This is a genomic window from Streptomyces triticisoli (genome assembly GCF_003270085.1).
GTDB lineage: Bacteria > Actinomycetota > Actinomycetes > Streptomycetales > Streptomycetaceae > Streptomyces > Streptomyces triticisoli.
In genome coordinates this window covers 43,360-55,803 of the sequence record NZ_QFDQ01000155.1, presented here as the reverse complement: position 1 = coordinate 55,803, position 12,444 = coordinate 43,360, and the positions used below count along the sequence as shown (strand labels likewise).

The window sequence follows — 12,444 nt, the reverse complement described above, 5'->3', positions numbered from 1 at the left end:
GACGGCCCGCCGGAAGCACTCCTGCTTCCGGCGGGCCGTCCGCTTCCCGCCACACGGTCCTGCGTCCCACCCGCCGAAGCCGTGCGGGCCACGCTCCGGGGAACCAAGGCCCCGGGCGCACAGCGCGTGCGGCTACGAGAGGCCCGCCGGGCCGCGGTTCAGGCAGGGCACGGCGTAGTTGGTGATCACCGTGCAGACGTCCGTCGCATGGGGTTCCGCCAGCTCCTCGACGGAGACGTCCCCGGTGCCGAAGCTCCACCAGACGTCGGACCCGGCAGGAAGCAAGGTGTCGATCCGGGCCATTTCGCCTCCGGCGCCGCAGTGCGCGTTCGGGTTCGGGCGCACCGGGAGCCACGGTGACTCCTCGCGGGCGCGTTCCCAGGCCGCCTTGCCGATCACCGAGAGATTGACGGTGAACCGCACGCTTCTCGCGGCGTTGCCCCGGGACTTCTGGAAGTCCAGCTGGGCCCAGGCCTTGTCGTGCGGCAGCGCGTACCGCTGACCGGAGCCTTTGAAGCCCAGCGTACGCAGGTGCGGCACGATCCGAGCGCGCATCGCGTGCCCCGAGCACAGGCCCTCTGTTCAAAGGACCATTGCTTTGCCGATCATGGTGAGCAACGGTTCGAGTGGGTGCCTGTGCCGCGCCTGTCCCGATCGGGACGTACGGCGGAGGAGCTCCTAGGGGGGAGGTCCCCGGATGCGGCAGACGCATTTCTTCCGGTGGCTGCTGATGTGCGGCCTGACGCTGGTCGCGTGCTCATTGGGCGTGCACATCGCCACGCCGGATTACCCTGAACTCCGGCAGATCGACCTGACCGTGCTCGACGAGAAGCCCGACGGCAGGTGCACGGTCCGGTGGACGGATCCTTTCGAACACCGCGAGCGCGAAGCGCCGTACCTGTGCGATGCCGGACGGAGTTGGCGCCTGAAGGCACCGAACTACGAGACGGACCCCGGCTTCGGCTGGGACAGCGGATTCGTGATCTCCGAAGGCCCGGACAAGGGCGAGCTGTACTCACTGGAGGAGGACGACGGCGACCGTCAGAAGCAGATCGACCTCTCCGACACGCTGGTGGCGGTCGGGCTGCTGCTGACGATCGTCGCCCTCGTCGGCGGAAGCGCCGGCGCGCTGCGCGGGGACACCGATGCGCTGCGCGGGGACACCGGCGCACTGCGCGGGATCATCAGCGCACTGAACCGTGGGCGCGGTGCGGCCCCGAAGGTCGTCCGTGAGGCGATGCGGCTGCGGGAGGCCGCCGCGCTGGTGGCCCAGGACCACAGGAAGGCCGTGGAAGCGGTACGGACGGCATGGGCCCCGCTGCACCGGGAACTGGTGGACGGTGAGCTGAGCCGGATTCCCGTCACGCGGCTCCGGAAGACGGCCGGAGCGCGGGCGCGGGTCAGGGAGTTGGAGACAGGCGGGGTCCGGACCGTACGGGATGTGCTGGACACCGGGGAGTGGCGTCTGGGGCAGATTCCCGATGTGGGGCGGCCTGCGGCCGAGCGGGTGATGGCCGCCGCACGGCGGATCGCCGACGAGGTGCACGAGGCCGTGGCGGTGCGGATCGATACGACGCGGCCCGAGCCGCGGGCCACGGCACTGGTCGTCGCCCTGCAGGTGTTGGTGGAGGCCGGGCCAGGAGTACAGCACACGGCGGAGACCGGCGGGGAACTGATGGCGCGGCTGGATCCGTTGCTGGCCGACGCCGCACCGGCATCCAGCTGGAAGCAGATGCTCCGTGCGGGGAAGGAGGAGCGTCACAACGCCCGGGAGGCCGTGGCCGAACTGCGCGTGCTGCTGGCCGAGGCCGAACGGGAAGGCTTCGCACGGCGGTTTCGCCAAGCCTCCGTCGACCTGTTGCGGGGACCGGACAGCGGTCCGTCAGGGCTGTCCGCGTGGGTGGACTTCGACGCCCGGCCCAGGGAGTACTACGACCTGCTTGCCCAAGCCGTGGGCCCTGGACGACCTGCGGCCGGACGTCGCCGGTCCGGCCGATCCGCGGGAAGGGGCGGTCCGAGACCACGACCGCTCGGGCACTGGTGATCAGCGGACCGTGCGGTGCCACGAGGAAGGAGAACCAGCCGCCGACGGCGTCCATGCGGCGCAGACCACCCGGTCGGGGACCGTTGCCAAGGCCGCTGAGTCGGTGCCCGTACCGCAGGGTCGACGAATTGGCCGGCCAGGAGGCACATGCCCCTGCTGAAAAGCGTGAGCATCTCGGCCGCCGGTGTTCACAGGCCGCTCATGTGAGCGCGCGAAGGACAATCACCCGCCGGATGCTCACGCTTTTCAGCCGGGTGGGTGCCCCGAGCCCCCGAAAGAGCGCCTCCCGCCGGGCGGTGCAGCCGGTCGAGTACGGGGGAGGCACAGGCCACCGTCCCCATCAACGCGGCTCGGTGCCGGTGGATCGGCCGCCTCCCCAAACTGATGCGGCGTCGAGTTCCACGCCTCGGCCAGTCGGCAGGCGTGGTGCCTCTGCCGAGGAGGAGATCGCCGTCGTGGGGTTCGGCGACCTCGGCCGCAGGGCCGAGAGCGAGGAGTGCTGTGTCCGCCCGGGTGGGCCCGGCGGCTGCCGACGCCGTCCAGGCGCCGGGAGCGGCTCAGAGCCGGCTGTACTTCTCGATGTCCTCGGCGAACTCCTCGATCGCCTGCGCGGTCAACGTCGGCCGGGTGTCGGCGATGGCGGTCAGGTAGTCCTCGGTGGCGGCCGGCCTGCCCTGGCGGTGCGTGACTTCACGTTCGAACGCCGCCTGCGCGCCCTTGCGGGCCGCGAACTCGATGTCGGCCGGTGTGAACAGCTCACTGGCCGCGACCAGCCGGCCGAGGTCGACCGTGTCGGCGGCGTCCCTGAGGTAACGGGCCCAGATCGCCGTACGGGCGGTCGGGTCCGGAGGTCCGATGGGGATGACGTAGTCGAACCGGCCCGGCCGCAGGAAGGCCGCGTCCAGAGAGCGGACCGAGTTGGTGGCGCAGGCCAGCAGCCGCGCGTCCTGCTCGCGGAAGACGGGGATGAGTTTGAGCAGTTCGTTGGTCACCCCGTGCCCGGGATCGACCGCCTTCCCGGACCGTACGCCGGCGATCTCCTCGACCTCGTCGATGAAGAGCAGCACCGAGTCCAGTCCCGTCAGTTCCGTGAAAGCCTCCCGCAGCGCCGTGGCCAGCCCCTCGCTCGTGTCGGACGCGAGCCGGGACGGGAAGAGCTCCACGAACGGCCAGCCGAGCCGCGAGGCGACCGCTTTGGCGAAACTGGTCTTCCCCGTGCCGGGCGGGCCGAACAGAATGATCGCCTTGGGCGGTACGACACCGTAGCGGTCGGCCAGCGTCGGCTCCGTCAGCGGCAGCACGACACGGCGCTCGACGACGTGCTTCTCCCGCTCCATGCCCGCCATGGCGTCCCAGAGCCCCTCGGGCAGCATACGACCGCCCAGCGCCGCGAGAACGTCGGCGTTGGCGGCTCCGGGCGGTTCGAGCTTCTCGTAGTAGGTCAGGTCGTCGCGCAGCCGGTAGCCGGAGTTCTCCAGAGCCTTCGTCCCGGCGGCGCCCGCGGGCAGCAGCGCGCTGATGTGGCGCACGCCCAGTGCCCGCAATCGCCGTTCCAGCTCGCCGAGCAGAGCACTGCCGATCCCGCGCTCACGCCAGCGGGCGGCGAGCGCGACCAGGAGGACCCACCCTCGCTTGCCGTGCGCCTGGGCCACGGCCATGCCCACCAGTTCGTCGCCGACCACCGCGACCACCGCCGGCTGGCCGGCCTTGGCCGCGGCCATCACCTCGGAGACCGGAAACACCGGGTCCTCGTCGGCCCGGCGGCTCTGGTCCCAGATCTGGATGGCCTGGTCGAGATCGTCGTCGTGATAGTCCCGCAGATGCCACGCGGGCATCGCCACCACCTCATCCGGCCGGGAGCCCCATTGTCTCCCGCGGGGGCACCGGACGGCGAACCCCGCCGGACCTCTCCCGGCCGCCGACGGCGTCCCCGCGGCGCAGGCCGTCCGGCCGGGGGCCGTTGCCGAGGTCTTTGGCGTCGATGCCGGTGCCGGCAAGCTCGACGAGTCGGCCGGCCAGGCGTTCCACCTCCGCCACCACGTGAGCGGGGATGCCGCCCGCCACGTGGTCGTGGTCGGGGTCGTACTCCCAGCGCCAGTCCGTGCTCACCGGGCCGGCAGGCCGATGGCGACGTGGGCTTCGTCCAGGATCCACCCGATCCCGGAGGCGGTCCGCCGCACCTGGGCGGTGTCTGTCGGCCCGTCGGCCCCGGGGGACGCCGGAGCCGCACAGACGCAGTCCCGCCCTGCATCGCTCCGCGAAGCGGAGCGGAACGGAGCGGAGCGGAGCGCGTGGTCGCGGTACGAGCGGTCCACGCCGTGTACGCCGGACCGCCTTCGGTTCAGCTCCAGGTGTTCCCTGAAGGGTCCCGGTGCCGTCCGAGGCCGGCCGGCGGCGTACAGGCCGGCGCCGGCCGCCGTGGGCGGAACCTCGCCCGGCTGCCGCACTGCGGTTGCCCCGACCGTGTACACACGGTGACACTTTCGGAACTTAGAGTTCCCGATGTCGGGGTCCGAGGAAGCGAACCACGGTACGACCTGGCCGCGCGGCACCCCCGGGGCATCGAATCGGCCAGGAGGGACGACCATGGGCCATGTCGCGCCGAGAGTCTGGTGTTCGCTGACGTGCGTGATGCTTTTCGTCATGGCCGGGTGCGGCCGGCACGAGGCCGGCGCCGGGGCGGACACGGCCGGCGATCCGATCACCAAGGGGCTGGTCGCCGACCTGCGGAAGAGCGGGTTCCGGGTCAATCCGGGGTACCCGATGCTGTACACCCAGCAGGACTGCGAGAACTACACCTACCCCCTGCTGAAGAACTGCAGCTTGAACAACCCCGCGGCCCCGTACGTGGTGCCCGCCGTGAAGACCTGGCCGGACGAGTACGTGGACCCGGCAACGGCGAACGCTTCCGGCGAGACACGGCCCGGCTACACCACGACCTACCGGCTCGATCCGCGGGACGCGGTCGTGATCTACGGGAAGATGCCGCCCCCGGGCCGCTACATGGGCATGCAGACCTGGGAATTCAGCCAGAACGGGCAGTGGAAGGACAGTGACCGCCTCAAGTGGGAGAACACGGCCGACCGGCCTGTCCCCATGCAGTACCTGTTCGACACGATCCCACCCGACGGCCGGCGGTCGGGGCGGACCCAGAGCGTGTCCGCACTCGGGGACGTCGTCAACAACGTCGTCATGGAACGGCAGTCCGGCTACTCCTTCGAGAAGAACCGGTACTTCATCATCACCGCCAGCGCCACCACCGACCGCGCCGTACGCCGGGCCCTGCAGGCCCGGGGGGTTCCCGGCAAGGACATCTTCACCGAGCAGATCCCCGCCCGCGACGACCACGGCCCGATCGGACCGCTCGGCATGGGCAAGGACGCCATCGACTTCTTCACCGCGTTCCGGTACGCCGTCCCCGACCCCGGCCAGGAGCAGGCCGCGGACAAGTGGCGGAAGAATCCTCCGCTGACGGTGATGCGCGTACGGGCCCCCGACTCACTGGGGCCCGTCCAGCGCTACGGACCGCTGACCTTCGCGAAGCGCACGGCGAACAACGAGGCCCACCTGGCAGGTGACCTGCAGAACCTGGTCAGCGCGGTGTGCGACCGAGTCAGCAGTACGGCGCGTCTGCGGACCAGTGACTGCACGCAGCAGCCGCCGGCGTCCTCCCTGATGGTCGACCCGGTGCGGGACTACGGGTGGACCGGGCCGTACTGCCGCGAGATCAACATGAACTGCCTGGGCGACCAGCAGGACGCCGCCTACTTCCTGGCACGGCCGCTCCCGCTCGACTCCGGACAGGTCTACGCGGTGGTCGACACCCTCGCCACCGAAACCGGCAACGCGACCTACACCGCCCTGTCCGTCAACGACGCCTCACTGCTGGAGGGCGTGGCGAACGTCCTGAACACCACCCTCAAAGGTTCCGCGGACGGCTATGCGAGCACGGTCAAGAACAGCGGCAAGTTCTTCGTGCACTACTTCACCCGGGACTGCGCGGTGCTCCGGGACCTTCCCGGCTGGCCGAAGAACTGCACCGGGATCACCACTCGGATGCTGCCGTCGCACTCGGACACCTCCGCGAAGGGCGACCCCGCCCTGCACGGCATGTTCATGGCCTCGCTGCGTGACTACGTCAAGCCGGGAACCGAACGCGGGCCGGACTCCACGAAGCTGCTGACCCCGAGAATCCTCACGTTCACCCAGCCGGGGAAGTAGCTCACCGAAACCTCCGTCCCGCCGAGCCCGGCACGTCATGCGGCCCGTCGGCGACCCGTCGGCGGCCCGCGGACGGGCCGCACCATCTCACGTCGGCTCAGCAGGCTCCCGCCCGGTCCTGTTCCGGTGGAACGCGGCGGGGCATCAGCACGAAGGCGGCTCCCGCCACAACGAGCGGCAGGATGCTGACGATCAGCATGGTGAGCCGCAGACCGCCGGTGAAGTCCAGCCCGAGGTTCAGCCCCGAAGCCTGACGGAGCAGGTTCGGGTCGTACACGGTGCTGCCCGGGCTCTGCGCCATCCCGCTGCGCACGGCATCCACGGCCCGCGCGGCCCGGGCCACCGACAGCCCGCGTGCCTCCGCGTCCGCCAGCCACTGCCGCTGGAAGAAGAAGTTGAGCAGCAGAAGGTAGACGGTGGGCCCGAACGCGGAGCCGGTCACCGCGAAGGCCATCTGTGTGGAGGCCATCGTGCCGGAATGCCCGGGCGGCGCCTGGGAGAGGACCGTCTCGGACACCGATGTGGAAGCGACCACCGACCCGAGGTTGCACAGCCAGGTGGCCGGCACGAGCAGCCACACCGCCATCGTGGGGCCGGCGGTGCCCGCCAGCAACAGCCCGCTTGCCGCCATCACCAGCAGACCGGTGACCATCACCGGCCGCGGGGTGTACTTCCCGACCAGGTGTCCGGCCAGGATCACGGCACCGGCGATCAGCAGGGTGCCGGGCAGGTACAGCAGGCCGATGGACTCGGGGGACAGCGCCAGCACCACGCTGCCGAACTGCCCCAGGACGATGCTGAGCCCGGCGATCAGGAAGTTCAGCGTGAGGGTCGCCGCCAGGGCCACGCTGAACGGCGCGCTGCGGAACAGCGCCAGGTCCAACGCGGGTTCGGGAGTGCGGCGGGCGTGGAGCACGTACAGCACGACGGCGACCGTGCTGATCAGCAGCGGTACCCAGGTCTCGGGGCGGAGGACACCGTTCTGCGCCGCGGCGAGGCCGACGACGAGGGCCAGCAGGGTCACCCCGATCAGAGCGACACCCGCCACGTCGAGGCGACGGCCCGGCTGGACGGGTGACTCCGGGACGTACCGGGCGACCAGCCAGAGCGAGACCAGGCACAGCAGCGGGGCGATCAGGAACAGGAACCGCCAGCCGACGGCCGCCACCGCCCAGCCCGTGAACGCCGGGATCACCCCGCACAGGATCACGTCGACGGCCATCAGCACGCCGATGGCCACCGGCCGCTTCTCCGGCGCCACGGACACCTTCAGCAGGGCCAGCGGCACTCCCAGCAGCGCGGTCATCCCCAGCCCGTCCAGGAAGCGCATCGCCAGCAGGAAGCCATAGCTGGGGGAGAGCGTGGAGAGCAGGTCGACGACCGTGACGACGACCAGTCCCAGCATCAGCAGCCGCTTGAGCCCGACGGTGTCCCCGAGCCTGCCCGCGGCGAGGACGGAGGCGGCCATCACCAGCGTCGCCGCTCCGCCCAGCAACCCGACGACCTGCGGCGGCACATGGAGGGCCCGGCTCACCTGCGGCAGATTCAGGCTGAGCACCAGCGGGTCGACGACCGTGACCGTGAAGGCGAGGGCGAGCCCGAGGACGACCGGCAGAGTCGCCGCGCCGGTCCGCGACCCACTCGGCGGCACCGCGACACCTCCCGTGCTCCCACGTCGCATGCCGGTCGACGCTAATCCGGCAGACGTGTCCCGTCGGCCTTTCCCGGGCCGACGCGCGTGAAAGCCCGGCGTCCGGCTCAGCAGGGGCCCGTTCCGGGCCCCTGCGCGCGGGTTCTGAAGCTCCCGAAGCTGTCAGCCCCCCGCGGGGGCAACACCGATCGGGCAGGACACACCCGTCCCGACCAGGCCCGCAGTACCCGTTCGGGTTCTTGTCGAGATAGTGCTGGTGACTGCTCTCGCTCGGCCAGGATGGGTGTTCTGGCCCGCGCTGTCGGATGCTCAGCGCTCGACGAAGCGAGCCGGCCATGCGGTGATCGGCTCGCTGGACGCCGCTGTGGGACCGCCGGCCCTCCCCGCCAGGTCGAACGTCACTGGTCGCCGGAGCGGCACGGTGTTGTCATGGGTAGGGAGACGGGCGTGGACGAGCGGCCGCGAGGGCCGGGGTACCGCGCCGTCGCGAAGCGGAGGAGGTCGATGCCATGATGCACCGCCGCACGGTCGGTGACGTGATGACCGAAGAAGTCATCGCCCTCCGCCCCGACACACCGTTCCGCGAGATCGCCTCCCTGCTGGACGCGAACGACATCGCCGCGGCCCCGGTCATCGATGACGAGGGTGCCCCCATCGGCGTCGTGTCCGCGTCCGACGTGCTGCGGCACGAGACCGGCATGCCCGACCCGCAGGGGCAGGACGGGAACGACGAGCGCGCGTGGGGCAAGGCCCGGGCCCGGACCGCGGGCGCGCTCATGAGCAGCCCTGTCTTCACCGCCCGTGCCGACTGGACGATCCCCCGGGCCGCGCGGGAACTCCGCAGGCGGCACGTCAAGCAACTACCGGTCGTCGGCGACCACGGGCTCCTGACCGGCATCGTCAGCCGTAGCGACCTGCTGAACACCTTCATCCGCTCCGACGCCGAAATCCGCGGCGAGGTCGAGCGGGACGTCCTGGGGCACCTGGGGCACATCCTCGGCCTGGAAGAGGGCACCGTCGAGGTCGAGGTCCGGGACGGTGCCGTCACCCTGCGGGGTCACGTTCCGGAACCGCGTCTTGTCCCGGTGGTCGTGGGCCTGTGCCAGGGCATCGACGGTGTCGTCGCCGTGGACGCCCACCTCGCGGCCGCCCGGGCGGACTAGTCGCTGGTGACTTCGCGCGCCGGAGCGATGCACGTCGGGCTGTACGCCCGTGCTTGATCGCTCGGCGTCCGGGACTCACGGAACTGCCCGACCGGCTTGAAGAGCCCGGTTGCTGCGGCAGCGTCTTCGTCTGCGGTCAGCGACCGCAAGCGCGATGTGCCGACCGCCGGCAGCACGAGGCGGAGGGCGAGTGCTTCCCGGATGAGGTTGGTGCCGTGGCCCAGCTCTTCGGCGAGCCGTTCGCGGAAGCCCGCGAGCGCCGTTCGCCCGCTGCCCTCGTGGTAGCCGTTGGGACAGGTCGCGTAGGACCGGAAGGAGTCGCCCAGGCCGTAGGCGCCCGGGCGCCGTCGGATCTCTGCCGGCGGATCCGGGAGATCAAGCCGTACCACCTGATCTCCCGGAAGCGAGTCACTCACTCTTCCGCGAACTTCGCGACCCCGACCGGGCAGGAGACCCCCGTCCCGCCGAGGCTGTGTTGTCATGTGACCCGCCCTCGGTGGGGATTGGGTACAGAGCCCATGGCGCTGACCTCAGTCGGCCCCGTCGTCGCGGCCCCTCCTCGGTCCTGGGTCGTCAGTCGGCCAGAGGCAGGGCGGCCGCTATTTCGTTTCGCTCCTTGCGGCCGACCAGCGGGAAGACGATCCTCAAGCCTTGCTCGCTGTCCGCCGAGGAGATGACGAAGGACGAGTTGAGTACCCGCTCTTTGATCTCCGAGCGGACGAGACCGGCGCGCGGGATCGTCATCAGGTGTTCTTCCGGCCGGGCGAACGTCGGGTTCGCCCGGAAGATGAAGATGCGGCGGTCGGTCATCGCCAAGTACATGGGGGTCGGCGCCGGGATCACGGCCATTGCGCCGCCGCTCAGGAGCGCCGAGGCTGCTGCGAACGCTGTCGTCCGGCGCACGGTGACGGACGTCAGGTTGACGATGGTTGTCACCTCAACCTGCTCCCCGGACTCGAGCATGGGGTCGACGGCGGCCAAGAGAAGTCTGCGGCGCTTTCCGTTCACGGGCGTACTCCTGAGATGAGAGATCGGGTGAGAACCGTACGGGACCGTTCCGTGTGGCATGCGGCTGTCCGGCTCTTCTGGCGCCTCAGGGTCCCCGTACCCGGAAACAGCCAGGCCGGAGTCCCGCGCGGGGCCCGGCCGGCGTGAGTCGTCGGCATACCTTGCCATACGTGGTCGGGGACCCACCGAGATGCCCTGGACACATGTCTGAGAAGGACGGTGAATGTGGTGGTGGAGTGCGACCGCTGACCGGTAGCACCTCGTGCCGCATGGTCGACTCCGCATGGTGGGGGCCGACGCAGCAATACCGCCCAGGCATGCCCCCCGGTCATCTCCTCCCGTCAATCACGACGGATAGCCGACGGTCCACTCTGCAAACCCGACCACGGGCTTCGCGCAACCGCCTACCCGTCCTTCGCCTCCGGAGCCGGCGCGATACCTGTCGGGCAGGACGCTCCCCAGTTCGTCTCGAAGGGGTCACCCAGCTCGACCCCCGTCCCGCCCAGTCCGCAGTACCCGTTCGGGTTCTTGTCGAGGTACTGCTGGTGGTACGCCTCCGCCGGGTGGAAGGGGCGGCCGTCGGCCGGGAGGATCTCTGTGGTGATCGTGCCGTGGCCGGCTGCGGTGAGGACCTTCTGGTAGGCCTCGCGGGACGCTTCCGCGGCGGCGGCCTGGGCGGGGGTGTGGGTGTAGATCGCGGAGCGGTACTGGGTGCCGACGTCGTTGCCCTGGCGGAAGCCCTGGGTGGGGTTGTGGGACTCCCAGAAGGTCTTCAGGAGACGGTCGTAGGAGATGACCTTCGGGTCGTAGACCACACGGACCGCCTCAGTGTGACCGGTCAGGCCCGAGCAGACCTCCTCGTACGTGGGGTTCTCGGTGTAGCCGCCCTGGTAGCCGACCAGGGTGGTCCACACGCCCGCCGGGAGCTGCCAGAACTTGCGTTCGGCGCCCCAGAAGCAGCCCAGGCCGAAGTCGGCGATCTCCAGGCCCTCGGGGTAGGGGCCGAGGAGGGGGTTGCCGAGGACGGTGTGGCGGTCGGGGACCTCGAACGCAGGCGTGGACCGGCCCTTGAGCGCCTGCTCGGGGGTGGGCAGCTGCGGCGTTCGGCCGAAGAGCATGAGGGTCTCCCTGTCGGTCTGGGGCGGGCCCGCCCGTCACAACGGGCCCGTCGGTTCCGCCGCTCGCGGTGCGCGGGCGACGGCACTCAGGAGAACGATCCCGGTGCCGCCGGAATTCCAGCGCTCACGCGTTCGGCCCGGCGGCTGCGGCCACCGCCGCGGCCGAGGCGTCGCGGACGCCGCAGTAGTACTCGGCCATGTCGCCCCGGTAGCGCCACGGCAGCGCGTTCACGTACCCGTCGACCAGCTTGAACTGCTCGAGCGCCGCCTCGTCCCGGTCCTGGAGCGACAGGTAGTACGCCAGCAGGTGCCGCAGCTCCGGCAGCCGCGGATGCGCCGGATCGGCCGCTGCCGCGTCGGCGAGGGCGGCGTCGACCCGGGCCACCATCTCGGGCGTGCGGTCGACGGCGCTGTCCTCCGACTCGTCGTGCTCGTAGTGGGCGATGAGCGGCAGGGCCGTGAGCAGGCTGCCCAGCGGCGCGTCGGCCGCCGCCCGCTCGGCGAACTCGGTGGCCAGCCGCTCCGAGCCGCGCCACTTCGCACACCAGTACTGCAACGCCGAGAAGTGGGCCTCGTAGTGGTGCGGAGCACGAGCGGTGATGTCCGCCCACAACTTGTCCATCTCGGAGTTCGGGTAGCCGAGGCCGAGCGCGACCCAGATCTCCGTGATGTACGGGGTGGGGTCGTCGGGGTTCAGGGCGGCGGCCCGCGCTATCTCCTCGCGGGAGCGTGCCAGCATCCGGTGGAAGCCCTCGAACTGTTCCCGGGTCGTGTGGTTGGCCCGCTGGGCGCCCCGTATCTCCCAGGCGAGGATGACGGTGCTGCGGGCCCTGACCAGGGCGGCGTCCGGGTCGTCGGGGTGCTCGGTCTCCCAGCCGAGCAGCCAGGTGTCGTCCTCGGCCGCGTGCTCGGCCAGCAGGTACGCGGCGGCGGACCGGCGCTCCCAGTCGCGGCCGATGCCGCGCAGTACGTCGGCGGCGGGCCGCCACTCCCCGCCGCGCACCGCGCTCAGCGCGGCCGCCCAGTCGGCGGGCAGCGGGGCCGCGTGGTCGGTGTTCTGCCGCTCCGGGGGGAGCAGACCGAACTTCTCGGCGGCCTCCGAGTTGCCCTCGGCACTCGGCGAACGGGACTCCTTCACGTATTCCTTCACGAAGACCCAGGCCAGCCACAGGACGAAGAGCAAGGTGGGGATGGCCAGGATGCCCAGGATCCACAGCAGGACAGTCATCAGGGTGCGAG

The 12,444-nt window shown here is 70.8% G+C and carries 11 protein-coding genes and 1 pseudogene; 3 read left to right on the top strand and 9 right to left on the bottom strand.

Annotation, left to right across the window (positions count from 1 at the left end; translation table 11 throughout):
- Positions 1-132 precede the first annotated feature (132 nt).
- Positions 133-540, bottom strand: coding sequence for a DUF4304 domain-containing protein (locus DEP02_RS21160; protein WP_157977500.1), 408 nt, complete (start codon positions 538-540; stop codon positions 133-135).
- A gap of 157 nt (positions 541-697) precedes the next feature.
- Between DEP02_RS21160 and DEP02_RS21155 the strand changes: the two genes are divergently transcribed.
- Positions 698-2,044: a hypothetical protein gene (locus DEP02_RS21155; RefSeq protein WP_198668511.1), complete on the top strand. Its 1,347-nt coding sequence runs from the start codon at positions 698-700 to the stop codon at positions 2,042-2,044.
- A 557-nt stretch (positions 2,045-2,601) separates the two neighbouring features.
- Here the strand turns inward: DEP02_RS21155 and DEP02_RS21150 are convergent.
- Positions 2,602-3,888, bottom strand: a complete 1,287-nt coding sequence (locus tag DEP02_RS21150) for an ATP-binding protein (RefSeq protein WP_198668510.1) — start codon at positions 3,886-3,888, stop codon at positions 2,602-2,604.
- Position 3,889: 1 nt separating this feature from the next.
- Entirely contained in the window at positions 3,890-4,153 is a 264-nt protein-coding gene (locus DEP02_RS21145; protein WP_232839217.1) for a hypothetical protein, read from the bottom strand.
- Positions 4,154-4,672: 519 nt separating this feature from the next.
- On the opposite strand from DEP02_RS21145, the gene DEP02_RS21135 reads away from it, so the two are divergent.
- Complete coding sequence (locus DEP02_RS21135) at positions 4,673-6,265, top strand: hypothetical protein (protein ID WP_157977499.1); 1,593 nt, start codon at positions 4,673-4,675, stop codon at positions 6,263-6,265.
- Between the two features lie 97 nt (positions 6,266-6,362).
- Here the strand turns inward: DEP02_RS21135 and DEP02_RS21130 are convergent, their stop codons facing one another.
- Positions 6,363-7,946 (bottom strand): MFS transporter, encoded by a 1,584-nt coding sequence (locus tag DEP02_RS21130; protein WP_112469249.1) that lies wholly within the window; start codon positions 7,944-7,946, stop codon positions 6,363-6,365.
- Positions 7,947-8,078: 132 nt separating this feature from the next.
- Positions 8,079-8,199: pseudogene (locus DEP02_RS35565) on the bottom strand (peptide-methionine (S)-S-oxide reductase MsrA); the annotation flags it as partial.
- 226 nt (positions 8,200-8,425) lie between these two features.
- Here DEP02_RS35565 and DEP02_RS21120 point away from each other — a divergent pair.
- Positions 8,426-9,079, top strand: a complete 654-nt coding sequence (locus DEP02_RS21120) for a CBS domain-containing protein (RefSeq protein WP_112469248.1) — start codon at positions 8,426-8,428, stop codon at positions 9,077-9,079.
- Here the strand turns inward: DEP02_RS21120 and DEP02_RS21115 are convergent.
- From DEP02_RS21115 to DEP02_RS21100, 4 genes are all read right to left on the bottom strand, one after another.
- Positions 9,076-9,468, bottom strand: a complete 393-nt coding sequence (locus DEP02_RS21115) for a hypothetical protein (RefSeq protein WP_112469247.1) — start codon at positions 9,466-9,468, stop codon at positions 9,076-9,078. The genes DEP02_RS21120 and DEP02_RS21115 overlap by 4 nt on opposite strands.
- A 184-nt stretch (positions 9,469-9,652) precedes the next feature.
- The gene (locus DEP02_RS21110; RefSeq protein WP_112469246.1) at positions 9,653-10,087 is read right to left on the bottom strand and encodes a hypothetical protein; all 435 of its coding nucleotides are present in this window, start codon (positions 10,085-10,087) and stop codon (positions 9,653-9,655) included.
- Positions 10,088-10,491: 404 nt separating this feature from the next.
- Positions 10,492-11,205 carry a peptide-methionine (S)-S-oxide reductase MsrA gene (gene msrA, locus DEP02_RS21105; protein WP_112469245.1) on the bottom strand — a complete coding sequence of 238 codons (714 nt, stop codon included), beginning with the start codon at positions 11,203-11,205 and terminating at the stop codon, positions 10,492-10,494.
- A gap of 124 nt (positions 11,206-11,329) precedes the next feature.
- A complete protein-coding gene (locus tag DEP02_RS21100) occupies positions 11,330-12,433 on the bottom strand; it encodes a hypothetical protein (RefSeq protein WP_112469244.1) in 1,104 nt (367 codons plus the stop codon).
- Positions 12,434-12,444 lie beyond the last annotated feature (11 nt).

Coding starts and splice junctions, on each gene's coding strand:
- DEP02_RS21155 (WP_198668511.1), top strand. CDS start 698: ATGCGGCAGACGCATTTCTTCCGGTGGCTGCTGATGTGCGGCCTGACG.
- DEP02_RS21100 (WP_112469244.1), bottom strand. CDS start 12,433: ATGACTGTCCTGCTGTGGATCCTGGGCATCCTGGCCATCCCCACCTTG.
- DEP02_RS21130 (WP_112469249.1), bottom strand. CDS start 7,946: ATGCGACGTGGGAGCACGGGAGGTGTCGCGGTGCCGCCGAGTGGGTCG.
- msrA (WP_112469245.1), bottom strand. CDS start 11,205: ATGCTCTTCGGCCGAACGCCGCAGCTGCCCACCCCCGAGCAGGCGCTC.
- DEP02_RS21120 (WP_112469248.1), top strand. CDS start 8,426: ATGATGCACCGCCGCACGGTCGGTGACGTGATGACCGAAGAAGTCATC.